The 25,616-nt window shown below is 68.1% G+C and carries 19 protein-coding genes and 1 pseudogene; 14 read left to right on the forward strand and 6 right to left on the reverse strand.

Features of this window, described 5'->3' with window-relative positions:
* The first annotated feature begins 114 nt into the window (after window positions 1-114).
* Complete coding sequence (locus tag PSED_RS34875; RefSeq protein ID WP_238790982.1) at window positions 115-663, forward strand: site-specific integrase; 549 nt, start codon at window positions 115-117, stop codon at window positions 661-663.
* Between the two features lie 87 nt (window positions 664-750).
* Window positions 751-1,980, forward strand: a complete 1,230-nt coding sequence (locus tag PSED_RS34880) for a hypothetical protein (protein WP_014203903.1) — start codon at window positions 751-753, stop codon at window positions 1,978-1,980.
* On the opposite strand, the gene PSED_RS34885 is transcribed toward PSED_RS34880, so the two are convergent.
* The 4 genes from PSED_RS34885 to PSED_RS34900 all read right to left on the reverse strand — a co-directional run bounded on the left by PSED_RS34885 (window position 1,890) and on the right by PSED_RS34900 (window position 6,911).
* Window positions 1,890-3,716 carry a transglycosylase gene (locus PSED_RS34885; RefSeq protein ID WP_014203904.1) on the reverse strand — a complete coding sequence of 609 codons (1,827 nt, stop codon included), beginning with the start codon at window positions 3,714-3,716 and terminating at the stop codon, window positions 1,890-1,892. The genes PSED_RS34880 and PSED_RS34885 overlap by 91 nt on opposite strands.
* A gap of 113 nt (window positions 3,717-3,829) precedes the next feature.
* Entirely contained in the window at window positions 3,830-4,837 is a 1,008-nt protein-coding gene (locus PSED_RS34890) for a hypothetical protein (protein WP_233899533.1), read from the reverse strand.
* Window positions 4,838-5,121: 284 nt separating this feature from the next.
* Window positions 5,122-6,453, reverse strand: a complete 1,332-nt coding sequence (locus tag PSED_RS34895) for a nucleotide-binding protein (RefSeq protein WP_014203906.1) — start codon at window positions 6,451-6,453, stop codon at window positions 5,122-5,124.
* Window positions 6,450-6,911 carry a hypothetical protein gene (locus PSED_RS34900; protein ID WP_014203907.1) on the reverse strand — a complete coding sequence of 154 codons (462 nt, stop codon included), beginning with the start codon at window positions 6,909-6,911 and terminating at the stop codon, window positions 6,450-6,452. Before PSED_RS34900 ends, PSED_RS34895 begins: the two co-directional genes overlap by 4 nt.
* Before the next feature lie 813 nt (window positions 6,912-7,724).
* On the opposite strand from PSED_RS34900, the gene PSED_RS34910 reads away from it, so the two are divergent.
* Both PSED_RS34910 and PSED_RS34915 read left to right on the forward strand, forming a co-directional pair.
* The gene (locus PSED_RS34910) at window positions 7,725-8,285 is read left to right on the forward strand and encodes a helix-turn-helix domain-containing protein (protein WP_181392444.1); all 561 of its coding nucleotides are present in this window, start codon (window positions 7,725-7,727) and stop codon (window positions 8,283-8,285) included.
* A gap of 512 nt (window positions 8,286-8,797) precedes the next feature.
* Complete coding sequence (locus PSED_RS34915) at window positions 8,798-9,454, forward strand: hypothetical protein (RefSeq protein WP_014203910.1); 657 nt, start codon at window positions 8,798-8,800, stop codon at window positions 9,452-9,454.
* 218 nt (window positions 9,455-9,672) lie between these two features.
* On the opposite strand, the gene PSED_RS35575 is transcribed toward PSED_RS34915, so the two are convergent.
* Complete coding sequence (locus tag PSED_RS35575; protein WP_325176155.1) at window positions 9,673-10,707, reverse strand: C40 family peptidase; 1,035 nt, start codon at window positions 10,705-10,707, stop codon at window positions 9,673-9,675.
* 81 nt (window positions 10,708-10,788) lie between these two features.
* Here PSED_RS35575 and PSED_RS34925 point away from each other — a divergent pair, with 81 nt between their 5' ends.
* The 10 genes and pseudogenes from PSED_RS34925 to PSED_RS34970 all read left to right on the forward strand — a co-directional run bounded on the left by PSED_RS34925 (window position 10,789) and on the right by PSED_RS34970 (window position 22,354).
* On the forward strand, window positions 10,789-11,679 hold the full coding sequence (locus tag PSED_RS34925; protein WP_014203912.1) for a bifunctional DNA primase/polymerase: 891 nt from the start codon (window positions 10,789-10,791) through the stop codon (window positions 11,677-11,679).
* A gap of 122 nt (window positions 11,680-11,801) precedes the next feature.
* Window positions 11,802-12,077 (forward strand): DUF7970 domain-containing protein, encoded by a 276-nt coding sequence (locus PSED_RS34930; RefSeq protein WP_014203913.1) that lies wholly within the window; start codon window positions 11,802-11,804, stop codon window positions 12,075-12,077.
* 496 nt (window positions 12,078-12,573) lie between these two features.
* Window positions 12,574-13,842 carry a helix-turn-helix domain-containing protein gene (locus PSED_RS34935; protein WP_233899534.1) on the forward strand — a complete coding sequence of 423 codons (1,269 nt, stop codon included), beginning with the start codon at window positions 12,574-12,576 and terminating at the stop codon, window positions 13,840-13,842.
* On the forward strand, window positions 13,839-15,215 hold the full coding sequence (gene dnaB / locus PSED_RS34940) for a replicative DNA helicase (RefSeq protein WP_014203915.1): 1,377 nt from the start codon (window positions 13,839-13,841) through the stop codon (window positions 15,213-15,215). Before PSED_RS34935 ends, dnaB begins: the two co-directional genes overlap by 4 nt.
* A 309-nt stretch (window positions 15,216-15,524) precedes the next feature.
* Window positions 15,525-16,781: an IS256 family transposase gene (locus PSED_RS34945; protein WP_014203916.1), complete on the forward strand. Its 1,257-nt coding sequence runs from the start codon at window positions 15,525-15,527 to the stop codon at window positions 16,779-16,781.
* A 211-nt stretch (window positions 16,782-16,992) separates the two neighbouring features.
* Window positions 16,993-17,142, forward strand: a complete 150-nt coding sequence (locus PSED_RS34950; protein WP_014203917.1) for a hypothetical protein — start codon at window positions 16,993-16,995, stop codon at window positions 17,140-17,142.
* A complete protein-coding gene (locus tag PSED_RS34955; RefSeq protein ID WP_014203918.1) occupies window positions 17,139-18,434 on the forward strand; it encodes a zeta toxin family protein in 1,296 nt (431 codons plus the stop codon). The genes PSED_RS34950 and PSED_RS34955 overlap by 4 nt, the downstream gene beginning before the upstream one ends.
* A 66-nt stretch (window positions 18,435-18,500) precedes the next feature.
* Window positions 18,501-19,541: a tyrosine-type recombinase/integrase gene (locus PSED_RS34960; protein WP_014203919.1), complete on the forward strand. Its 1,041-nt coding sequence runs from the start codon at window positions 18,501-18,503 to the stop codon at window positions 19,539-19,541.
* Between the two features lie 214 nt (window positions 19,542-19,755).
* The gene (locus PSED_RS34965; protein ID WP_181392452.1) at window positions 19,756-21,036 is read left to right on the forward strand and encodes an IS256 family transposase; all 1,281 of its coding nucleotides are present in this window, start codon (window positions 19,756-19,758) and stop codon (window positions 21,034-21,036) included.
* 149 nt (window positions 21,037-21,185) lie between these two features.
* A pseudogene (locus PSED_RS34970) lies at window positions 21,186-22,354 on the forward strand (IS1380 family transposase).
* A 295-nt stretch (window positions 22,355-22,649) separates the two neighbouring features.
* Here PSED_RS34970 and PSED_RS34975 read toward each other — a convergent pair.
* Complete coding sequence (locus PSED_RS34975; protein WP_014203921.1) at window positions 22,650-25,577, reverse strand: FAD-binding and (Fe-S)-binding domain-containing protein; 2,928 nt, start codon at window positions 25,575-25,577, stop codon at window positions 22,650-22,652.
* Between the last annotated feature and the right edge of the window lie 39 nt (window positions 25,578-25,616).

Here is a 25,616-nt window from a genome sequence, read left to right on the forward strand (position 1 = left end):
TTCTTGACACGACGCGTCGAAGACAACACAACCCCTAAACGATCATGGGAGTGTTGCGACGCTCCGTAGAAACCACCCGGTCGGCACCTGCTCAGTTTTCATCCGTCGTCGACATTGGTCGACGCCGAAGGCCGGCCGCTGGTCCACCCACACCGCTTCCGCCACACCATGGGCACTCAGCTCGGGGAACGCGGCGCGAAGCTCCAGACCATCATGAAGGTCCTCGGCCATCGTTCCGCGGGCATGTCGATGACCTACACCAGCCTGTCGGACCCGGTGGTCCTGGCCGACTACCAGTCCGTCCTCGCCCCGGGCGCTGTCCTGGCCGGGCCGCAGGCCGAAGCAATCCGGGCTGGGGAGCTCACCCAGGAAGCGGTCAGCTGGCTGTCGACAAACTTCTACAAGACCGAGCTCGAACTCGGCCGCTGCCTGCGCCTGCCCCAGGAAGGCCCATGCGAATGCGACCTCTACCTGACCTGCTCGAAGTTCGTCACCACTCCCGACTACACGCCGCGGCTGCAGGCACGGATCCGCACCGAACACCAGCTCGCTACGGACGCCGAGCAGCGAGGTTGGGCACGGGAGGTCGAACGACATCAACGCACGGCCCGCCGACTTTGCGATCTGCTCGACCAGCTCGGAGAGCCTCACACGCCTCGCTGATCCCAAGAGTCCCGACATCGGCCAGAACCGCTGCTTCGGGGCCGTGTCTGTCTGAAGTCTGTCGGGCCCGAAGGGGAGCATGAGCGGGTGGATGGCAGAACCTTGTTCAGCAACGGAGACTTGGGCCAGCACCTCGCCCAAGCCCGCGCCAAGGCCGAGCAGGCGCTGCTCGACTACAACCCTGACCAGCTGCTGCTCGCCTCCGAAACGGACGTCGTCGACTACCTGATCGGTCTGGGGACCATCGAGGAGCTCGTCCTGCACCGCGACGAGGCCTACCAGCTCGATTCCCCTGCTGAGATCACTAAGTGGGTCCATGATCGCTGGGACAGGCAGAAGCACCAGCGTCGCGTTACTCGCTACACCGTGGTCGTCCCGTTCAGCGGTGACCCCAAGCTGTTCGACCTGCGCGCATCGACCTTCGGCTTGGCGCCGCCATACGCCTACGTCGGCCGCCAGGAGATCCATCTGTTCTGGGACAGCGACTACGGACACGGCACCGCCGAGGTGATCAAAAGCCACATCGGCGAGGAACTCACGCGCATCGAGACATCGGTCGGCTTCACCAACAACGATATCGCCAGACACAACAAGACGCTCGCGAGCGCCATCCCCGGCCTGGTCAGCAAGCGGCGCGCGAAGCACCTGGCCGACAAACAGATCCAAGCTGACCTGGGGTTTCCGCTCAAGACTCGGCGCGACGCCGCAACCTATACCGTTCCGATCACCCGAAAGAAGGTCGTCCCAACCCGGCCACCGCAGGAGCGCGGACAGGCCTACACCCCCGAGCCCGCCATGGGCGAAGCCGAATACGAACAGGCGCTGAAGGTTCTGCTCAACAGCCGTAACGCGTTGGAGCGCAGCCCCTCCATTGCAGCAAAATTTACCGAGGAAGAAATCCGCGACATCCTGCTGATCGGCCTCAACGCCCAATTTGAGGGCGCAGCGTCCGGCGAGGTCTTCAACGGCGCAGGAAAGACGGACATCCTCATCCGCGAAGACGACCGCAACATATTCATCGGCGAGTGCAAGATCTGGAATGGGCCGAAGAAGTTCGCCGCCGCCATAGACCAGCTTCTCAGCTACACGACCTGGCGCGACACCAAGGCCGCCCTGCTGATCTTCGTGAAGTCGGGCGACGTCACTGCAATCACGACGAAGGCCGTCACTGCAGTGACCGAACACCCCAACTTCAAGCGGAAGGGCACTCACGCCAGCGAGGACCGTCACGACTTCGTCCTCCACGCAAACGGAGACCCCAACCGCGAGATCAAACTCGCCCTCATGCTGTTCGTGATCCCGACGAGCACCGCCTGAACGTCTCCAGCGCAGCTATGGCCTGCCTCACTCTGGGTCCGATCCGTTCGGATAACGCCGCTGTATGACCCGCCCGCGGCCCTCCAATTGTTGCCCGATTCGCAGGAAGCCAAGCGATCCCAGACGGTGTTCGTGCTGGTCCCGGCGTCCGGGCCGGACTGCTTGTCCCCGCCGGCCTGGTCCCCGGCAGGCTGGTCGTCCTGCGCGGCCTGATCCGTCGAGCTCTGGTCTGTTGAGTCTTGGTCCGAGGCGCCGTCGTCCTGGGACTTCTGGTTCTCCGACTCGTCCTGCTTCTGGTCCTGACCGTCGGAGCTCTGCTGGTCGTCGGCGCCCTGCTGGCCGCTGTCGGTGTCCTGGTCGCTGGGTTGATCGCTGTCGCCGCCGCCCTGATCGGCACTGTCCGAGGTCGACGAGCTGTCCCCGGAGTTGGTGCCGGTGGAGGTGGTGTCGGTCGGGTTCGTGGTGCCGGCCTGCTGGGCGCGGCCGGTGATGCCCTGCGCGGCGAGCTGCTCGGAGAGGTTGCGTGCGACCGGGTCGTCACCGGCGGAGGACAGCTCGTCGGCCAGCTTCTGCGCCTTCGCCTCCCACGCCTGCCCGGCCGCCCCGGCCCCACCGGTCGAGGTCTGATCGGTCGCGGGATCGTTCGCGCCGGTCGTAGCCCCAGAACCCGTGGCCCCGCCGCCGCCCGGGGCGGTGTCACCACCGGTGGTGCTCCCGGTGCTCCCTTGTCCGGTGCTGCCGGTGTCGGTGCCGCCGGCGTCGGTGCCGCCGGCGTCGGTGCTGGTGGTGCCGGTGCCGGTGCTGGTCGCGCCGCTGTCGCTCGTGGTGGAGCCGTTGTTGCCGCGTTCGGTGACCTGGTTGTTGACGGTGTTGCCGGTCCCGGTCCCGCTGGCGCGGGCCTGCTCGATGATTTGGGCGAGCTGGCGGGCGGCGGGGTCGGAGTCGCCGGTCAGCTGGGCGAGCAGGGCGTCTGCCTGGGACGACCAGTCGCCGGTGCCGGCGGCGCCATCGGCCGACGAGCCCCCGCTGGTGCTGGTGCCGGTGGTGGAGTCGGTGGTGGAGTCGAGGCCGCAGGCTTCGAAGCCGTCGGCGGGCAGTGCGCGGATCGCCGCAGCGAGCGCGCCGCCGGCGAGCAGGACCGACCCGACCGCGGCGCTGGGCGCGATCGCCGGCCCGCTCCCACCATCCGCGGCCGCGTCCTGCCCCGATGCTGTGCCGGTGGCCGTGCTCGCGCTGGTGTCGGGGGCCTTGTTGGTGTCGGTGCGCAGGTCGGCGGGGGTGGGGGAGTAGCCGGCCTTGGCCAGCGCGACTGCGAGCGCTCCGGCGGCCGGGTCGTCGCCCATCGCGGCCAGCGTGGTGTCGGCGAGGTCGTGGGCCTGCTGCTCCCAGCCCGAGGCCACTGACGGGGTGATCCCCAGCGCCCGGATGCCCGAGCCCAACGCTGCCGCGCGGGCATCGGCGCCGGCGAGGGTCAGCGAGGTCACCAGTTCCCGGGTCTGCTCGAGCAGCTGCGCGGCCTGATCCGGCGTGAGCTGCCCCGTGCCACTGGCCCCCGTGCCGCCGGTCCCGGTGCCGCCGGTCCCTGTGCTGGTGCTGGTGTTTCCGGTGGAGGTCTGGACGGTGCAGGTCCGGTTGTCGGTCTGGTCGGCGACGAGGGCGGGAGTGGTGGTCAGGGCCGGTCCCGCGGCCAGCGCGGCGGCGACGGCCAGGGCGCCGACGGTGGTGGTGACAGGCATAGGGGTCACTGCTCCTTGGTCAGGAAACGATCGGTGTGGTCGGGTCGACGACTGGTTCTCGGTAGACAGGCGAGACGCGCCCGGTACATGGCGTGGCCGTCAAACGGGAGGGCTCATCGCTGCCCGTTTCCGCAGGTCGCCGCGCTGGGCTCGACCCCGCCCGAGCCCGACCCCGAGCCCGCGCCCGAGCTGGTGCTGGGGTCGGTGTCGGTTCCGGTGGGGGTGGTCTGGGTGCCGCCGCTCCAGTCGGACAGGACGCGGAGCTTCGCCCACGGGATGTGGTCGAGGGCGACGAAGTCCCCGGACAGCCCGGCCTGGGAGTAGGCGTTCGAGTCGGGGGCGTACTCGGCGATGAACGCCATCCGGGCGCCGCCGTTGTCCCCGACGTAGGCGCCATAGGTCTGCAGGGCCTTGGCGATGGCCTTCTCGCCGCTGCTGATCCCGGGGATGGTGTCGACGTCGATGCTCGGGTCGAGCTGCACCCGCGCGCCCTCGGGGATCGGGGCGGAGGCGCCGTCCATGTTCGAGCCGTCGGTCTTGGTGGCCGGGTAGCGGACCTCGCCGGGTTTGACCATGTTGGTGGAGAAGAACAGGGCGTGCGGGATCGTGCCCGCGGCGATCTCAGAGGCCCGCACGACCGCGGCGTAGCGGGCGATGCCGGCGCCGGTGGAGGAGCCGTTGTGTTCGCGGCCGTCACCGTCGAGCGGGGTGGCTGCGCCCCAGTTCGCGGCCAGCCCGGTGCCGGTCTTCTTGGTGACCCACAGGTTGACCACGGTGTCGGTGGTCGGGTCGGCGATCGCGACGTGGCCGTCGGAGCCGGGTGGGATTTGCAGGTTCGCCGGGACCGGCACCTTCACCCCGGCCAGGGGGTTGCCGCCCCAGTTCTCCGACAGCGGCACCGTCGAGCGCGGGGTGGAGGCGCTGATCTGGTCGGGGTTGACCAGCGCGACGCCGAACTCGCCGGTGTTGAGGATGTGATCGCCCGAGGCCAGATCCCCGGCCATCGCGGTCGACGACGGATCGAGTTTCGCCCCCGACGGGATGGGGGACCACAGCCAGTCGGCCTTCGGGAAGTACGGCCGCGCACCAGACGGGCACGTCCTCGTGTTCCTGCCCGTCACGCCGGGGGCGGTGTCAGCGCAGCCCGCAAGAAAGGCCGGTGTGCCGGCACCTGCCGCCGCAAGGCTGTCGCGCAGCCGCGTTCCTCCTGGGTCAGCGGCCGACCGCAGATTGTCGAAGAGCTGCTGAGCGGTCTGGCGCCATCCACATCCGGCGGCCACCGCAACAGCAGCCGCGGGCGTAGGCAGCTGGGCTTGGGTCCCAAGGGCGGGCACGGTGAAGCAACCGAGAAGTGACGAGGTGGCCAGTGCGGCGGTGACGACCATCTTGAGAGCGCCCATCGCCGTCACCGCCCGCCGGTCGTGAAGCCGTCGGGGGCAGGGAAGTCCCAGGTGAACGCTTCCGCGACCAGGGCTGCGAGTTCGCGACCGGCCTGGCGTGTCCGGGGCCGCAGCATCTCGAGGTCGATCCGGCCGCCCTCGGTGAGGTGCGGATCGGCTGGGAACTCGACGACTGCGCGGCAGCGGTCGGCGAAGTGCTCACGCAGGGCAGCGGGGTCGATGCTGTGGGCCTGCCGATCGCAGGTCAGGACGACGATCGCATCGCGGACGAGCTCGTCGAAACCGTGCGCGATGAGCCAATCCAGCGTCGTCGTGATCCCCTCGGCGGCGTCGATCGTGGGCTTGCCCGTCACGATCAGGCTGCGTGTCGTCTCCAAGGCTCCGGTCATGGCCGAGTGAATCAGCCCGGTGCCGCTGTCGGTGATGACGATGTTGAAGAACCTGGTCAGCAGCGCCAGGACGCGGCGGTACTCCGCGGCGTTGAACGCCTCCGACATCGCCGGATCGAGGTCGCTGGCCAGCACCTGCAGGCGTCCGGCAGTGTTGACGAACCGGCTGACCTCGGTGAACGAGGCGAGCTGATCGAGATTCTCCTGTTCGAGCAGCTGGCGGACAGTCGCGGGGGCCCGGTAGCCGAGCAGTCGTTGAGCGAGGTTGCCGGCGTCGGGGTTGGCGTCGAGGGTGACCACCCGATCGCCGCGGTGCTCGGCCAGAGTGAGACCCAGCAGCGCCGACGTCGTCGTCTTGCCCACCCCGCCCTTGCTGCTCGCCACCGTGATCGTGTGCCAGCCGGTCAACGGCGTCCGGATCCTGTCGAGGTGCACACGCTCGGAGAGCTCGCGCGCTGAGGCGCCGACTGAGATCCGGCCGCCGCTGGCCCTCCAGAGGAGGGCGCGCAGGCCGCGGCGCGGTACCTGGAGCTGCAAGCTCTGCCCGCGCAGGTAGCCGTCGAATGTCGCGTGCTCCGGTGGCGCAGTCGGAGCGCTCGCTGGTGGTGTGGCAGTCAGGGCTGCCGCTTCGGGTGTTGGCTCGGACTGTGGCCCGGTGGTGGCGGTAGGTCCCGTTTCGTCCCGGTCGGTGCCGCGCCCGAGCGGCGGGGTCGCCGAGGACGCAGTGTCGCGGGGCGCGGGAGGTTCGAAGGGAACTGCCCTCAGTACCGGGCCGGATGGGACCGCCGCGGACGACGGCACATGGGCACGCGCCCTACCTGGAGCGGCCGGAGCGGTCTGCGGCGGGGCTGCGTGACCGCCGTCGGGGGAGGCGCTGGTGGCTGGGGCGAGGGCGCCGCTCCATGCGCGGACGAAGGGCTGCATCGGGGCCGGGCGTTCCTCGGTCATGAGCTTCTCTCCGCGTTCTCGGGGATCGGGGCCAGCTCCACGACGAGCGCTCCTGAGTCATGCCGGCGGATGGGGATCGACAGCCGCAGCCACATCGACGGTCCGGCTTCCCACCCCGCTGCGGTCGTAGGCGGTACCGACGACCAGCGGGCTCCCTCGAGCAGCTCGAAGTCGTCGGTCAGGTCGGGCGGCGGCCCAGATAGCCGCCGGTAGGGCGTGACGCGCGCCCGTACGTCGACGACGAGCCAGTAGTCGACGCTGATGATGCGACCCGCATGCGCGGCCTCGACGCGCTGGCGCCCCTTGCCCGTCCAGCCGAGCGTGCAGTCGGCGCCCGGGGGGAGGTACCAGCCGAGAGCCTCGACACGGCGCTCCGGTACTGCCTCGTCCCAGGACAGGTAGTCCGTCGCGAAGCAGACCGCCAGCTGTGCTGCCTCGCTCCGATCCGGTGGCGTCAACGCTTCGAGCGGGCGATCAACTGAGGTCCAGATGCCTGGGCGATGGCCATCGACGGGGCGGCGGACCGCTGCGGCCGGGGCGCTGCTCGCCGGGGGGATGAACCCTTGGGCGGGCGGGGGTGCGCTGTGCGCCGAGTTCATTCGCAGCGGCGCGACGACCGCCGGGCCCGGAGGGGGCGGCGAAGTGTCGGCGTCCGGCTGGGCCCACCGCTTCTTGACCGCGGCCAGCGCCGCTCCGAGGACGTTCGGTGGTGGGACGGTCGGCGGAACCGGCGCCTGCTGAGCCGGTGGGGAAGGAGCGGGGAGAGGGACCGGTGCGAGTGGCGCGGACGGCGGCACCGCCGCCCGCGGCTCAGGCGGCGCTGGGATTGGGACCGGCCTCGGCCTCGGTGCCGGTGTTGGTGGCGGGGAGGGCCTGGTCGGAGCGGGCCCGATCGCTGGCGTGGGCGCGTACCCGGCGGCCCGGCGGTCCCCGGCTGGGCCACCGTCCTGCGGTGGAGACCACCATGGGGGAGGGGAGGAGACACGGCCGCGGCGCCCGCTATCGCGGCGACTCACGACCTGGCCACCTCCGTCGGGGCCTTGCGCACAACAGCCGCGGACCCGAAGCCAGTCCTGGACGAGCCGATGACTGGCGAGAATCGGTACGATCGAGGTGTTCTATTGCTCTGCTGACGACAGTGGCGTCGATCCGACGGGCACGCCTCTACCATGTGATACGGCTCGATCCGAGTCGTAGGAGGTGTCTGGTCGAGGCGAGCAAGCACGGTACGACTGTACCGATGACTCTATCTGTGCGCTATACAGTCATGCATGACCATGACTGCGGCCCACCGGCTGGTGCGTACGCTTGCCCCGATTCGACGCGGGCTCGAGCTCGTACCGACGGTGGAGGGTGACGAGGTGGTCAGGCGCCAGGCTGGGACGCAGGACGGGGTGGCTGCATCCAGCGCGCGCCGCAGGAGGGTCGCCAACCCCCGCGGGACGATGCCCGAGCGGCTGAACTACCTGTTCCAGAGCATTCGCAACATCGACGACAAGCCGTACTCGGCGGCCCAGGTCGCACGCTGGATCAACGACAACGGCGGCGAGATCAGCAGCGTCTACATCCTCAAGATCCTCAACGGCGAGCGGACCGACCCGTCGCAGCGCTACCTCAAGGAACTCGCCCGATTCTTCGGCGTCTCGCCCGCCTTCTTCTGGGAAGACGAGCCAGCCGACCTCGACGTCGACGAGCTGCGCCAGCGGATCCTGCTGCGTGACGACCTCGTCCAGTCGATGATGCTGCGCGCCGCCCGGCTCTCCCCGCGCTCACAGCAGGCCTTGAGCGACATCATCGAAAGCCTGCTCAAGGCCGAAGGAAAATCGGACTAGCGGGCGCGAGAAGGAACCGAATTCCGTCGGTAGGGCCTGATAGATCTCACGGACGTGTGGATTGACAGCGTGCGCAAGTTATTCGGTATACGGATCTCGGAGCCCGAGGTGCCCTGGCAGGAGCGCTGCGAGCAGCAGGAGGATCGCGGGCAATGCCCGGCAGGCGCGACTGAGTCGTTCCAGAACCGGAATCTATGCACCGAGCACGTCGAGCTGATCGTGATGTACGAGTATGACCGGCCAAGGGGCTGGCGCCCCGGCGGAGCGCCTCAGCCCCCTTGGCTGCCGTAGGCGGGGCGGGGACGATGCTGCGGGCCCGCCGGCGGCGACCGGCTGCTTGCTGTCGCTGCGTGCTCCGAGGGGCGGGTGGGCGGATCGCGCGGTGCTCCTCGGTCAGGTGGTCCTTTTGGGCCGTCCTGGTGTTGAGCTGACGATCCGGCCGCGCGGTGCGTAACGCCGTAGGTACAGTCCGCGAACATTTCGTGCAGGTCCGAACAGCCCGGGGGGGTGGGATGGCGAAGCGCGTCGTCGCGCTCGTGGCCGGAGCGGTCGCGGTGCTGCTCGCCGTTGGGGGGTGCGGCACCGAGCCGAACCCGAATCCGACAACCGGCGTGCCGCCGGTGACCGGGCAACCGGACACCGCCGAGCAGACACCTGCTGGTGACCCCGGCACCGTCGACTCGGGTGTCGGGCCGACGTCGCCACGTGGGGCGCGGCCGTGGAAGGTCGGCGAGCGGATGCAGTTGTGGGGGCCGCCGATGTCGGCAGGAATCGGCCAGTACGTGACGGTTACGGCGATCAAGTCGCTCGACTCGAGCTGCCCTGCGGCGGTGACAAAGGAGAACGCGAAGCCGGAGCACGGCCGGTTCTTCACCATCGAGATGACGGTCGAGAACACCCCGGTCTACGACGCGTCGCAGCCCGGCTACTACGCCGGGTCCGCTCAGCAGTTCGACTGGGTCAGCGCCGACGGCACGGCGATCAACGACGTCGCCAACCTCGCGTCCTTCTACTGCACCAACAAGATGACGGTGTTCTCCCAGATGAAACCGGGGCGCACGTACAAGGGCTTCACGAACGTCGACGTCCCGCCCGGGGCCGGGTGGCTCATCTTTGGGCAGTCCCAGTTCGCGGGGCCTGGGTTCGAGTTCGAGATCCCCGCGGCCTGAACCGGTGGTCAGGCCTCCGGTCGGCTAGGTACGGCAGCCTCGAGACGCTGCGTGTGATCGAGTGGCTGCACCGCAAGGAACGCGACCGCCGGCGGCGGGCGCATCCAGGCGCGTGCTGGGGCACGGCTGGCTTCCCTGATTCGAGGCCCTCCGACGGGCCAGCCCTGCCACAGGGTCGTGGACGCACTGGTCGCGCGCCCGGCAGGGTTCCGGCGGGCTTAGCGAGGCGTAGGAACTCCTGCTCGTACGGCGCCGATGAACTCCCTGGTCCAGTAGGGGGAGTTCCAGATCTTCTCGACCGTCTTGACGACGTCCCCGGTCTCGGGAGCGTGCACCATCTTTCCGTCTCCCAGATACAGGCCGACGTGGTGGATCCCGCCAGCGGTGCCGTTGCTGCTGAACAGAAGCATGTCTCCGGGCTGGAGCTGAGCACGGTCGGTGATGGCGGGCTGAAAGGTGGCCCAGATCGACTGCGTCTGGTGCGGCACGGTCACCCCGATCCCGGCGAAGGCGTAGACCATCAGCCCGGAGCAGTCGAACCCTCCCTTGGTCGGGCCGTTGGCGTCCCCGCCAGCCCACACGTAGGGCACTCCCTGCTGGGAGAGCGCCCGGTCGATCACCAGCTGCGCCTTCGGGTTGGTCGCCAGAGAAGTGCCCGGGCTCGTGCACACGATGCCGGCAACTGAGCCGACCAGGGCCGAGGCAGGCTCTTCCCACCGCGCGTAGGCGTCCGGGAAGGCACTCACCTGAACCGCCTGCGCTGCTTGGGACAGCGACATCGACTGCCAACCCGGAACGGCCAAGAGTCGGGCGTAGAACAACTGCGCGGACTTGCGCGCGTCCATCCGTACCGCGAGCGGCCCCCAGGACGTCCGCTGCTGGAACAAGCCCACGGAGTCGTGGTCTGAGCCCACACGGTCGTGGGGGAGGCTCAGTGACGCGGGGACCGTCGAGTTGGCGTACATCAGCAGCTTCGACTCCTGGATCGCGGTTGCCACGGCGATGACCTGGCCGCGTTGGGGGACGCCCATTTTGACGCCGACCGTCACGATGGCGGCCGCATTGGCCAGCTGTGGTCCGGCGAACCCGGCTACGGGGTCCCCCGGCTTGCCTCCCGGCGGCGCGCAGACGACCCCGGGCATGCCTGGTGCGGCATTCGCTTCGTCAGAGCTGCTGACCAGGACGATCAGCATCAACAGCGCAGTCATCCCGGCAGCTAGAGCACCCCCGACGGCAAGAGCTGCCTTCTGCACCTGGCTGAGTATAGATTGATATTGCTAGTATCCGTACAGCTGTAACAGCTGCAGGACCGATCGCGCTGCGGGGGAAGGTACGTGAACGTCGACTCGTTGAAGCGGCAGCTGCTTCGTGACGCCCGCGCGGCCGCCGAGCGATTCCCCATCTTCCCGGTAGCACCCTTCGGCAAGACACCGGCCGTCCGGCGCTGGCAGGACCGCGCCACGCAAGACAACAGAGTGATCGAAGCGTGGTACCGCCAGGCCCCCTTCAATATTGGCCTGGTGACCGGGAAGGGCCTGGTGGTCGTTGATCTGGACGTGGCCCGAGGCGGCGACGGCCGGTCTGGCGAGTCGGGGGAGCTCTCAGGGCGTGAGCACCTGGCTCGGATCGCCCGCGAAACCGGAGAAGAGTACCCAGGAGATACCTATACAGTACGTACTCCGAGTGGCGGTGACCATCTGTACTTCGCCGTCTCGGATCGAGAGTTTCTGCGTAACACCGGCGGGCGTCTGGGAGCTCGCATCGACACCCGCGCGAACGGCGGCTACATCGTCGCTGCGGGATCGCGGCGTCCCGGCGGGATGTACCGCGTCGTGAACCGTCGCCCCATCGCACCGCTCCCAAGCTGGCTGGCCACCGCGCTGGCACCAACTCCGCCCACGCCTCGGCCCGCTCCGGTCCACGCCGTCGCCAGCGGCAACCTGACGGGCTACGTGACCAGCGCGATCAACGCGGAGTGCGCGACCGTCGCGGCCGCGAGGACCGGCCACCGGCACTACACCCTGCTGCGCGCAGCGCGGATCCTCGGCGAGTTCGTCGGCGGGGGAGCCCTGCCCGAGGACATCGCCCGACATGCCCTGACCGCGGCGGCCGCGGTGCATGTCGGGGTCGACGGATGCACCCAGGCCGAGGTGGACCGGACCATCACTGACGGACTCGAGTACGGCGCCCAACGTCCACGACGACTGCAGGAAGGTCGACGATGATGGAGACCAACTCGCCCGACCCGGCGGCCTCTTGCCGATGCGATGGCCATGCGGGAGAAAGCCTGTGCCGTCATCGGCGCGTCGCCCCGGCTTTAGCTGTTACAGGTGCCAGGATTCCGGCCATGCCCACGAGACGGCAGTACAAGCCCCGACCCGGTAGCTACCGCGGCGAGCGCAAGCTCGTCGGTGGCCGTGTCTGGACCGAGATCGTGGAGCAGGTCGACGAGGCCCGCGGTGATGTCAGCCAGACCGACTGGGTCGCCGCGGCGCTGCTCGTCGCGCTCGACCACCCGGACGCCGTGGAAGAGGCGCTTGAGCGCGTCGCGCGTCTCGATCCGCGCAACCGTGGCAACAAGCAGCTCTCGCTCGCCGAGGAGGTCCTCGACCGCACCGCCTAAGCCCTAGGACGCCAGCAAAAGTTCAAATGGGCTGAGTGCAGCAGGACCCCGAAAACGTTAGGGCCCGTCCCTCCGGCCAAGAGGAACGGGCCCACGTAACGGGGCGCGGAGTTCCAGCTCCGGCACCCAGCCCCTCCCCGAAGGGAGGCGCACACGCTTGCCTGCGCGCTCCAATAGTAGCGCGCGCCCGGAAAATCGCACAGCCTTCGGACCCGGTGCGTCACAACGCTCCCGCGTCACACACCCCGATCAGACCAGCAGCCCGATCACCACCCTGCTGGAGCCGCCGGCCGTAGTCAGGCCGTTTCGGCTCGACCTGGTCCAGCGTGACGCCTTCGCGCACCGCCCGCCGCAGATGTGCGTTAGCTGTGCTCGGCGCTCCGGGATCGCGCGCAACACCCCCCTTAGGTCGGTCGTTTGCGGCCCCTGCTGGTTCGCCAGCGGTGGCGAGACCGATGCGGCTGAGTTGACCGGCCGGCCCGCTGTGGCCGAGTCGGTGCTGCCCCGTACCGCGCACGACTGGGCCCACGCGGTGTTCGCCTCGCGATGGTTCGTCGCGCGCCGCCGCGACTGTGCCGCTCGCTTGCGGTTGCTCGTGCGCACCCTCGCGCTCCACGCGGACTGGGACGACCACAGCAGCTTCCCCACCTGGGATCGGCTCATGGAGGCCACTGGGTGGAGCCGCAGCACGATGAGCAGCTGGCTCGCGGAGCTACACCGGCTCGGCTGGCTTGCCCGTCTGGAGCGCGGCACGACGCCTCAGTTCCGGCCGATGGCGCTGCAGCACGTCGAGGGAAACCGCGCCGCGGTCTACCAGCTCCGGGTCCCCGTGACCGCTGAGGACAGTGCCTCAACTGCTCTAACCCGGACCCCAACCCTCTCTAGAAATCCTGTTTCTAACAGAGAACATGTGGTTCCTACGCGCGCGAGAAAAATCATCCACAGCTCACACACAAAACCGCAGGTCAACCACACTATTGCCGGCCCTACCGGGCCGCGCCTCGACGGAAAGAGCGCAGGCTTTTTTGATCTTCGTGTCCCGGTCAGTGCTGGTCAGATGCTTGCTGCTGCAGCTGAGCTCAAGCATGCCGACCGGGCGCTGTGGCGGGTGAGCCCGCGCGCTCTGCGCGCCATCGTGCGGCCCTGGTGGCGCGCAGGGTGGACCAATAGCGACGTCCTGCACGCTCTCGACCACGCCCCGGCCACCGGAGGTCCCCGTCGGTCCGATCGCTGCCCAGCAGCCGAACTACGGCGCCCTGAAGGGTGGATCAAGCACCGTCTCCGGCGGTGGCAGGTGGCTGGTACCCCGGTGGCGGCACCGCGCGTCTGGGAGCCCCTGCGGACCGAGGTGGTCGAGCGCCACGGCGCGGCCGCAGCGAGGCGGCTGACCTACGGTGCTGGCGAGCTCACCGCCACCGACGTCGAGCTGACCGCGGCTGAGCGGACCGCGGCCGCGGCGGCCGTGACCGAGCAGCTCACCCGCCGGTGGGCCAGGGAGTTTCACGAACGCCGCAACGCCCCCCGCCCCGAGCAGGACATTGCCAACCCCGACCACCGGCGATCTGTGATCACCAGCTGGCGCCGGACGTCGTCCACCCCGGAGAAGCCGGCCCCGCCACCGTCGGCGCTGGAAGCCCCCGCCTACGACTCGCCGGCCAACACCGCATCGCCGGAAGCGAGCGCCTATGAGCGCGCCCTGGAGCGAGCCCGGGCCGAAGGACGTCTCGCCCGCCCCCGACTGCCGCGCAGGAGGCACCGCCGATGAGCGCCGTCCCGATCGAGCAGCCCGCGGTCGCAGCACCCGACTATCGTCAGCCGCCGCAGGACCTCACTGCCGAGCAGTCGGTTCTCGGTGGGATGTTGCTGAGCAAGGACGCGATCGCCGACGTCGTGGAGATCCTGCGCCCGGACGACTTCTACCGCCCGGCGCACCAGACCGTCTACGACTGCATCCTCGATCTCTATGGTCGGGGTGAGCCGGCGGATGCGGTCACGGTGTCGGCGGAGCTGCAGCGCCGCGGTGAGCTGATCCGTCTCGGTGGTGCGCCCTACCTGCACACGCTGATCGCGACGGTGCCGACGGCGGCCAACGCGGCCTACTACGCCGAGATCGTCGCGGAGAAGGCGATCCTGCGGCGGCTGGTGGAGGCTGGTACCCGGATCGTGCAGCTGGGCTACCACGGCGCCAGCAGCGATGGCGGTGATGTTGCTGAGGTGGTCGACCGGGCCCAGGCGGCGATCTACGAGGTGACCGAACAGGCCACGAGCGAGGACTACACCCCGCTCGAGGAACTGCTGGGCCCGACGATGGACGAGATCGACGCCATCGCTGCCCGCGGCGGCATGGCCCTGGGCGTGCCGACCGGCTACACCGACCTCGACGCGATCACCAACGGTCTGCACCCCGGCCAGATGATCGTCGTCGCGGCCAGGCCGGGCGTCGGGAAGTCCACGGTCGGGCTCGACATCGCCCGCTCCTGCTCTATCCGGCATCGCATGACGAGCGTGGTGTTCTCGCTGGAGATGAGCAAGTCCGAGATCGTGATGCGGCTGTTGTCGGCCGAGGCCCGGATCCGGCTGGCCGACATGCGGGCGGGCCGGATGAGCGATGAGGACTGGACCCGGATGGCGCGGCGTATGTCGGAGATTTCCGAGGCGCCGTTGTTCATCGACGACTCGCCGAACCTGACGTTGACCGAGATCCGGGCCAAGGCGCGCCGGCTCAAGCAGCGCAACGACCTCAAGCTGATCATCCTGGACTATCTGCAGCTGATGACGTCCGGGCGCAAGGTGGAGTCACGGCAGCAGGAGGTTTCGGAGTTCTCCCGGCAGATCAAGTTGCTGGCCAAGGAGCTCGAGGTGCCGGTGGTGGCGATGAGCCAGCTCAACCGTGGGCCGGAGCAGCGCAACGACAAGCGTCCGATGTTGTCGGACCTGCGTGAGTCGGGCTCGATCGAGCAGGACGCGGACATGGTGATCCTGCTGCACCGGCCCGATGCGTTCGAGCGCGACGATCCGCGTGCGGGCGAGGCCGACCTGATCCTGGCCAAGCACCGTAACGGCCCGACCAGCACGATCACCGTCGCGCACCAGCTGCACTACAGCCGCTTCACCGACCTCGCCCACGAACCCCGCTGAACGTAATAGCTGTAGATTGATAATTGTCCACTGTGGAGTATCAGCAGGGTCTGGGGTGTGATTGCAGGGATGACGGTGACCGCGCAGGATGGCTACCGGAGTGCCGCGGCGGGCGGGGCTCATCTCGGAGGGACATCGCTGATGCGCGACAAGGAGGGGGCGGCTGATCCGCCGGTCACCGCGCCGGACAGTGGCGTCCACCAGGGTGGTGTGCGACCCGGCCCGGGTGAGGGGCGTGGCGTAGACGGGTAGGGCGGCCATCGCGTGATCTTCTGGAGACCTTCCACAGTGCTTCAGGAGTTCCACGCGATGACCGCACCCTCCAGTATCGACCCGACCCAGTTCCTGCACGAGCAGCTGTCCCAGGCGAGTCCCGACCTGCTGCGACAGATGTTGACCACGTTCATCAACACGCTCATGTCCGCCGATGCCGACGCCGTCTGCGGGGCGGCGTGGGGCGAGCGTTCCGAGCAGCGCACGAACACCCGCAACGGCTACCGTCACCGCGACTTCGACACCCGCACCGGCACGATCGACGTGGCGATCCCGAAGCTGCGCAACGGCTCCTACTTCCCCGACTGGCTGCTCGAACGCCGCCGCCGCGCCGAACGCGCACTGACCACAGTGGTCGCCACCTGCTACCTGCTCGGGGTCTCCACCCGCCGAATGGAGAAGCTCGTCGAGTCCCTCGGGATCACCCGGCTGTCGAGGTCGCAGGTCTCGACCATGGCCCAGGAGCTGGACGCGCAGGTCGAGGAGTTCCGGTCCCGCCCGCTCGATCAGGGCCCCTACACGTTCGTCGCCGCGGACGCTCTGGTGCTCAAGGTCAGAGAGGGCGGACGGGTGGTCAACGTCCACGCCCTGCTCGCCACGGGTGTGAACGCCGACGGGCATCGAGAGATCCTCGGGCTGCAGGTCACCTCCGCCGAGGACGGCGCCGGCTGGCTCGGGTTCTTCCGCGACCTCACCGCCCGAGGGCTCAGTGGTGTCCGGCTGGTCACCTCCGACGCCCACGCCGGCCTGGTCGCAGCGATCGGGGCGACCCTGCCCGGGACCGCCTGGCAGCGGTGCAGGACGCACTATGCGGCCAACCTGATGGCCGCGACCCCGAAGGCGTCCTGGCCGTGGGTGCGGGCGCTGCTGCACTCGGTCTACGACCAGCCCGACGCCGGCTCGGTGCACGCCCAGTTCGACCGCGTCCTCGACGCCGTCGCCGACAAGTTGCCGAAGGTGGCCGAGCACCTCGACGACGCCCGCGCCGACGTCCTGGCGTTCGCGACCTTCCCGAAGGAGCTTTGGCGCCAGATCTGGTCGAACAACCCCTCCGAGCGGCTGAACAGAGAGATCCGGCGTCGCACCGACGTGGTTGGGATCTTCCCGGACCGCGACTCACTGATCCGCCTGGTCGGTGCCGTGCTCGCCGAACAGCACGACGAGTGGGCCGAAGGTCGCCGCTACCTCGGCCTCGATGTCCTCGCCCGGGCCCGGATCACCGCCGTCCCCGCCACCACCAGCCCTGCCGAGGAGGTGACCTCCGCCGACACGATCCCGGCGCTCAGCGCCTGACCGACATCCAGAAGATCACGCGTCAGCCGTCACACACCACGCCAGGGGACTTGACCCGCCGGACCTCCTCGCTCGTCTGCGGCCGCGGCCGTGGGACTCGGAGGCATCCACCGCCTTCGAGGCTGCTCAAGAGGCGATCAGCCACGCCATCGGCTGCTACTCCTCGCTGCTGGCCTCCGAGCAGCACTCGCCGAATCCACGGGCTGAGCGGATGGACGCCTGGTCGGCGGCCCGGCAGCAGTGCGCGGCGGAGCGCCGCCGGCTGCGGGCCTACGACCGCGACCAGGTGGCGGAGGTCCGGGCGCGCTACACACGGCTCATCGCCGAGCTCGACGCACAACTGCAGGCGCAGTCGCGTTGAGCGGTGACGGCACGTCGCCCGACGTTGGGTCCTACCAGCTGTCCGCGGACGACAACGACCGTGTCTTCCGGCGCGACATCGTTCCCAGCGAACTGGAGCTGGTCCCGGCGCAGGAGCAGCCGATCGTCGTGTTCCTCATCGGCCAGCCTGGTGCGGGGAAGTCCGCCACCGCCGACGAGATCCGGGACGTTTTCGGTGACGGGGGTTTCGTCGAGGTCGACAGGGACATCTACAGCGTCGACATCTACGAGGCCTATCACCCGCGCTACGCGGAGATCCTCGGCCTCGACGACAAGCTCATGGCGGCGGCCGTCGGGCCGGACGGTCGTGCGTGGATGGCGAAAGTTCAGGACTACGTCCGGGCGCACCGGCTGCACGCGCTCGTGCACGAGATCGCGCAGAACCCGGACTACCTCGTCGCCACCGCCACGAAGTACCGGAACGCCGGCTACCAGGTCGCCGTCGTCGTCCTGGCGGTGCCCGAGGGGATCAGCCGACAAGGCATCCTTGACCGCTACTTCCAGCAGGTCGCGGACCGCGGGGCCGGGCGGCTGTCCGTCCCGGAGAAAGCCGCTGAGTCCTACGCGCGGATTCCCGAAGGCGCAGCCAGGCTGGAAGCCGACAAGGTCGCCGACGCGGTCGCGGTCTTCCGGCGAGGTCTCAACCCTGCCGGCGCGTCGTACTGGAACCACCAGACCGCGGCCGGTAAATGGCAGAACCCGCCCCGTATTGCCGCAGCGATCCACGCCGAACGACAGACAGTCACTCCGCAGGAAATGGCCGACTTCGCCGCCCGACAGATCAGACTGCGAGCCGTCGGCGCCGCCGAGTTCGGGGACGAGTTGGCGACCATCGAGAATCTCGTCTCCGCGCTCACCCCCGCAGACAGCACGCCCACCGCGCACCCGGCGCGCCGTGCCGCCGGAGTCTTCGCAGTCCAGGTCGAGCACGGCGCCGCCCAGGCCGTGCGGCAGACTGCGATGATGGTCCGGGTGGAGCTGGTCGCGACGGCGTACAGCATGCGCCCGCAGGGCCCGGCCGAGGTCGTCGATGACCTGGTCCATCTGAGCCGGTTGGTCGAGATGCCAGCCGTCCCGCCGGCAGGTGCAGAGATGTACGTGGCGCCTTCCACCGATTCGCTGAGCGTCGAGCACACCGTCTGGCACGCCGAGGCCCGTGCCGGCGAGCCGCACGTGCAGGTCTACCTGTCCCCTATCGACCTCGACGCCCTCGGCGACAAGGCCGAGGCGCTCGCGATGCTGATCAGCGCGGGCTGGGACGCCAGCACCTGACACCAGTATCTGACACCGCCCCTGACGTCCGTGGTGTGCAGGTGTGGCTCGGTTACGGTTCCTGGCGTGGGTGGGCCCGACCAGCTCGACGACGACGCACTCCCCGCCGGGGCGAGCGTGGTGGCCGCGATGGCGGCCGGGGATGTCGAGCGCGCGAGGGACCGTCGGAATCGGGTCCTGGCGGCGTTTTTGCTCAGCTGCCGTTCCGAGCACACCCGCCGCGCCTACGCCGGCGACGTCACCGACTTCTTCGACTGGTGCGACCAGGTCGGGCTCGAGGTCTTTGCCGCACGCCGGGTCCACCTCGACGGCTACGTCACCGCCCTCGCCGCGCCGCGGCCGCGGACCGGACGCCCGGCCGCGGCATCGACCGTGGCGCGCAGGCTTGCCGCGTTGGCCGGGTTCTACGACTACGCCGCCGACGAAGACCTGATCGAGTCCTCACCGGTGACCCGGGTACGCCGCCCCCGGGTCGAGTCCGACTCCCCCAGCACCGGGCTGGACCGCGACGAGCAACGCGCACTGCTGGCCGCCGCGGCCGCCGACGGGCCCCGCGCGACAGCGTTGGTCACGTTGTTGCTGCACAACGGGTTACGCATCGACGAGGCGCTGTCCCGCGACGTCGAGCACCTCCAGGTCGAGCGGGGGCATCGGGTGTTGCGGCTGCACCGCAAGGGCGGCCGGGCCGCCACCGCAGCACTGGCGGCGCCGACCGCTCGCGCGCTGGACGCCTACCTCGACGGCCGGGAGACCGGGCCGATCTTCACCACCCGCACCGGGCGGCGGATGGACGGCCCGGCCGCGTGGCGGCTGATCCGCCGCCTCGCCCACACCGCCGGCCTCGCCTCGGCGGACCGGATCGGCCCACACAGCCTGCGGCACACCTTCGTCACCACCGCCCTGGACGCCAAGGTCGAGCTGCGCGACGTCCAAGACGCCGCCGGGCATGCCGATCCGCGCACCACCCGCCGCTACGACCGGGCCCGCCACAACCTCGACCGCCACGCCACCTACGCGGTGGCCTCCTACCTTGCCGAGCCGGTAGCCGCTCTCACAGATCAGCCGGCGCACGACTCGGAGGTTCCGGCCCGGCGCGGTGCGGATTGACCGACTCCGGACCCCCGAGCAGCCACTGGGGCGGCAAATGGCCGCCTACGGTGAGTCTGGACTGGCCGCTGTCAGACCTGAGTTGCACAGATTTAGTGCCCCGGCGCGTTGATCGCCGGTAGCCGGGGGACTGTTTCAAGATCGGTGTTTTCGGCCCGACACGCCGGGCGAGGGTCCGGCGGGATGGGCACTGTGAGTGATGACATCGGACCTTGTGAGTCCACGCAAGGGTGAGTCCAAGCCGGCGCGGGAGCTGTCGCCGGAGCAGGCCGCTGCAGCGGCGATGGTGGCCGAGGCGAAGGCACGCGGTCTGGCGTTGACCGGCCCGGACGGCCTGCTGAAGTTGTTCACCAAGAATGTGTTGGAAACGGCGTTGAACGAGGAGATGACCGAGCACCTCGGGCACGCCAAGAATCAGGCGGACCCGGATCGAGATTCCACGAACGTGCGGAATGGGTCGCGCTCGAAGACGGTGATCTCGGATGCCGCGGGCGAAGTCGAGATTGATGTGCCGCGGGATCGTGAGAGCAGTTTCGAGCCGCAGATCGTGCGCAAGCGGCAGCGGCGTCTGACGGATGTCGATGAGATCGTGCTGTCGCTGTACGCGAAGGGGATGACCACCGGGGAGATCTCCGCGCATTTCTCGGACATCTACGGGGCGTCGGTGTCCAAGGAGACGGTCTCGCGGATCACCGACAAAGTCGTCGCCGAGATGAACGAATGGGCCAGCCGGCCGCTGGACGCGGTGTACGCGGCGGTGTTCATCGACGCCATCCACGTCAAGGTCCGTGATGGGCAGGTGGCCAACCGGCCGGTCTACGCCGCCATCGGCGTCACCGTGGACGGCTGCAAAGACGTCCTGGGCTTGTGGATGGGCGTTGGCGGCGAGGGCGCGAAGTTCTGGATGAGCGTGCTGGTCGACCTGAAGAACCGCGGCGTGCGCGACGTGCTCTTCCTGGTCTGTGACGGCCTCAAAGGCCTGCCGGAGGTCGTGGCGAACGTGTGGCCGCACACCGTCGTTCAAACGTGCATCGTGCACCTTATTCGGAACACTTTCCGGCTGGTCGGCAAACAGGACTGGGACGCGGTCAAGCGGGACATCAAGCCGATCTACACCGCGCCGAGTCCGGATGCCGCCCTTGCCGCCATGGAAGAGCTCGACGAAAAATGGGGCCGCAGATACGGGGCCGTGGTCCGGCTGTGGCGTAACGCGTGGGAGGAGTTCGTTCCATTCCTCGGCTACGATGTCGAGATTCGACGGATGATCTGTTCCACAAATGCGATCGAATCGCTCAACGCCCGCTACCGCCGAGCGGTGCGTGCTCGAGGCCATTTCCCGGCCGAACAGGCGGCGATGAAGTGCCTGTATCTTGTGACTCGTAGCCTGGACCCGACCGGGACGGGCCGCACTAGGTGGACGATGCGGTGGAAGCCTGTGATCAACGCATTCGCCATCACGTTCGGTGACCGCTGGCCGGGAGCCGAGACCTACTGACAACGACGCCGGAAACACCGATCACGAGACAGACCCCCGGCCGGCTGAGGATGGCTCGGGCCTGGTCGGTGATCTACGCGCCGGGGCACTAAATCTGTGCAACTCAGGTCTCACTCGCGGTCGGCGGGGACTGCCTGGCCGACATCGCCATGCTGCGCGCCGAACCTGCCGTGTTTGGGCCGGTCGCCTCGGACCCGACGGTGTCCCGCACGATCGATCGGCTCGCAGCCGACGCCACCGCAGCGTTGACGGCGATCGACACCGCCCGCGCCGCGGCGCGGGCGAGAGCATGGGCGTTGGCCGGCGGGCACGCTCCCGATCACGCCACCAACGCGGCGAACCCGCTGGTCATCGATGTGGACGCGACCCTGGTCACCGCCCACTCCGACAAGCAGGGCGCCGCACCGACGTTCAAGAAGGGCTATGGCCACCACCCGTTGTGGGCGTTCGTCGACCACGGCGCCGCGGGGACCGGGGAGCCCCTCGCTGCGCTGCTGCGCCCGGGGAACGCCGGGTCGAACACCGCCGCCGACCACATCACCGTCATCCGCGCCGCCCTACGTCAACTGCCCGGGCACAAGCCCGGAAACCGGCCCGGCCGCAAGGTCCTGATCCGGGTCGATGGCGCCGGCGCCTCCCACGAGCTCCTGGACTGGCTTCACGGGCAGCGGTTGTCCTACTCGGTCGGGTTCGGGCTGACCCAGGCCCTGGTCGACCAGCTCGCTGCGCTGCCCGTTACCGACTGGCAGACCGCGCTGGACGCCGGCCGCGAGCCCCGTCCCGGGGCCTGGGTCATCGAGGCCACCGGCCTGATGAACCTCACGCCCTGGCCGACTGGGATGCGGGTCATCGTCCGCCGGGAGCGACCACACCCCGGCGCGCAGCTGCGGATCACCGACCCGGACGGGTTGCGCTACGACGCATTCGCCACCAACACCCGTCCCGGCGGCCCGCACCGCCAGCTCGCAGACCTCGAGCTGCGCCACCGCCGCCGCGCCCGGGTCGAGGACCGCATCCGGGCCGCGAAGGACACCGGGCTGACGAACCTGCCCTGCACGAGCTCGACCAGAACCGGATCTGGCAGGCCGTGGTCGCGCTGGCCTGTGAGATCACCGCCTGGACCCAGATGCTCGCGTTCGGCGAGCATCCCGCCCGCCGCTGGGAACCCAAACGGCTGCGACTGCGCCTGTTCTCGATCCCCGCCCAGATCGCCCGCCACGCCCGCCAGGTCGTGCTGCACCTCCCGACGCACTCGCCCTGGTCAAGGCTCATCCTCAACGGACTCGACCAGCTTCACGCACTCGCCGTCCCCGGCTGAACCCCGGCCCGCCAGCCCCGACGACCCAGGAACCCGACCGGCACGTGGACCCGGCGCCCCGAGCGACCTCGGCCGAACTGTCACACCCAACAGGCAGAATCAGCCCCGCCGCACCGCCCAGCACCGGTGTCGATCAAGGCCCGGCCTCACGACGAAAGATCCGGGCTAGGTGAAGTGCTCTCTTCGCAAAATCAATCGCAGGCGATAGTACTCTCGGATGATCTCTGACATCGGACTCTCCATTCCAGAGTCTATGAGTTGCCGCCACCGAACACGATCTGCTCGAGCGCCTGCGTCACAAACTGACGGCCCCCTTCAGGCCGAGGGCGCGGGCAGCAAGCTGAGCCATATGGAGGGGCTCGCGGGTTCCAGCTTCACGTAGTTGGGTGCGACAGCTGAACCCATCAGCGAGAACCTCTGTATCAGCGTCGGCTTCGCGTACCGCCGGAAGCAGAACTCTCTCAGCGCATGCTATTGAGATGTCATAATGCCCCTTCTCGAACCCGAAATTACCGGCGAGGCCACAGCAGCCCGAGTCGAGAATTTCAGCCTTCACGCCGAGCGCGGCGAATACCGCTTCGTCATCTTCAGTTCCCAACTCGGCATGTTGATGGCAATGTACCTGGACAATAGCCTTTTGGCCTGGCAGAACGACGGCAGCACGAAGCTCGTCGATATGCTTAGCAAGAATTTCGGCGAATGTAAAAATGCTCCCTGCAATGGAGCGCGCAAGCGGCGCATTAGGCAAGAGCTCCGGCGCATCTGCGCGTAGCGCAGCGGTACAGGACGGCTCCAGGCCTACCACGGGAACGCCATCAGCGATCCAGGGGCTGATCGTGTGAAGACTGCGCCGCAACACCTTTCGAGCGGTCTCAACTTGACCGGTCGACGTCCACGTGAGTCCGCAGCAGACGGCCGCTGGCGGGACCTCGACTGAGTATCCTAATGCGGACAATACTGCTACAGCGTCAGCGGCGATAGACGGGTCAAAGTGGTTGGTGAACGTATCCGGCCAGAGTAGCAGTCGACCGCGTGATTTACGATAATCCATCGCTGAGTTAGCAGTAGAAGTAGGTCTGCGACTGGATCGTCGCTGGCGTACGATCGTCGTGAATGGTTGGCGCGCTATACGGGGTACAGCGCGCTGCGGAGCAATTCCTCCAGCCCGTTTGGCCACTCCCGCAAGAGGAGTTTGGGCAGCCCTATTGAGCAAATCAACAATAGGCGCCGGGAGGTGGCCGACGAGTCTCATCCAGCGAGGCAATGCGCCCATTGAATAATGGGATGCCGGACGAAGCTTCCCCTTATAGCGTTGAGCGAGAAACTCAGTCTTATAGGAGGCCATATCGACGCCAACTGGGCAGTCGCGCTTGCACCCCTTACACGACAAACATAAGTCCAGGGCCTCCGCAACCTCCGGTGACTGCCAACCGTCGGAGATCAATTCACCGTTAGCCATCTCGAAAAGTAGGCGCGCACGACCCCGGGTCGAGTGCATTTCTTCACCTGTGGCTCGATAGCTCGGGCACATCACGCCCCCAGAAGCGGTGATGCACTTTCCGACGCCCAGGCACCGGCGAGTGGCTCGTGCAAAACTGCCGCGATCATGTGTGAAAGCAAGTTCGGGAGCATTTTTTAGGGTTGGCATTCCAACGAACACGCGGAGGTCGTCATCCATCTTGGCGGGTCGCACGACTCGCCGCGGGTTCATCTGGTTGTCCGGGTCCCAGATGTCCTTGAACTCCTCAAATGCAGCGATGATCTGCGGAGGGTACATCCGGGGAAGGAGCTCCGCGCGGGCTTGCCCGTCGCCGTGTTCTCCTGAGAGAGAACCACCGTGAGCGACGACGAGATCGGCCGCATCAACCATGAAAGATCGGAAATCCGCGATGCCAGATGTCGTAAGCAGATCGAAGTCAACTCGTACGTGCAAGCAGCCGTCGCCGAAGTGACCGTAGTATGCACCGCGACGGTTGTGGCGCGATAGGAGAGCATCGAACTCCCGCAGGTAGGCGCCAAAGTTCTCCGGTGGTACAGCGGCATCCTCCCAGCCAGGCCATGCCTCACCGCCGTCCGGGCCTCGAGTGACAATCCCCGCGCCGTCCTCCCGGATCCGCCATAGCGCCTTCATCACGACTGGATCGCCGACGACAACGCTTGTCGCGCCATAGGACTTCATTGCCGCCGCAATCGCGCGAGCGGCGGTCTCGGCCTCTCGTCGGGTGGTGCCCCCGGTCTCGACGTATAGCCAGCCACCTCCGTCGGGCAGGAGCTTGCTCGCGGTCTCAAGCGGGTTGTATACGCGCAACGCAGCAATCAAGCCGGCGTCCATGCCCTCGATCGCCAACGGACGATGCTCGCGTACAGCCATTACATGGTCGGCAGCGGTGTAGGCGTCGGGGAACCCCAGCACCGCGAGTGCACGATGAGGCGGCGACTCCACGAGTCGGACGGTGGCCTCCAGGACTGTCGCGCATGTGCCTTCAGTACCGACCAGGGCCTTGGCGAGATTGAACTGATTCTCAGGCAACAGCTGATCAAGATTATAGCCGGATACTCGTCTCGTCAGGTTCGGAAAACTGGACCTGACATCGTCGGCGAACTTGTCACGTAAATCTCGGAGCGCACCGGGGATGCCGATCGCGTCGACCCCCGGCTCACCTTGTCCGAGACTGAGTCTTTCACCGCGGTACGTGAGCACGTCCAGCGCAAAGACGTTGTCGACCGTCTTCCCCCAGGCCATCGAGTGTGAACCGCAGGCGTTCGTGCCGATCATGCCGCCGAGGGTGCAGCGATTGTGCGTTGACGGATCGGGGCCGAAAGTCAGTCCATGAGCGCGTACCGCGTCTCTGAGCGTATCGAGGACGAGTCCTGGCTGAACACGGGCGGATCGCTCTGATGGATCGATCTCGACGATGCGGTTCATGTGCTTGGTGAAGTCAAGTACAACCGCGGTGTTCACAGCCTGTCCGCCGATGGAGGTACGAGCTCCAACCGGCAAAACCGCTACACCATACTCACGACACACGGCCATTGCCGCTTCAGCATCCTCGGCATCACGAGGTTCGACTACACCTATCGGTACATGCCGATAATTAGAAGCATCCGCCGAATACATCGCCTGAGATGCAGAGTCAAAACGAACTGCGCCGCGAACTGCTTTCGTGAGCTCAGCCTTCAATGCGGTGGCTGCAGCGACAGAAGGTATAATGTCATCACTCATACGGCTGGCGCACGGTCACTCGAAGTGAGCCACGAGCCT

The organism is Pseudonocardia benzenivorans CB1190 (assembly GCF_000196675.2).
Taxonomy (GTDB): Bacteria; Actinomycetota; Actinomycetes; order Mycobacteriales; family Pseudonocardiaceae; genus Pseudonocardia; species Pseudonocardia benzenivorans.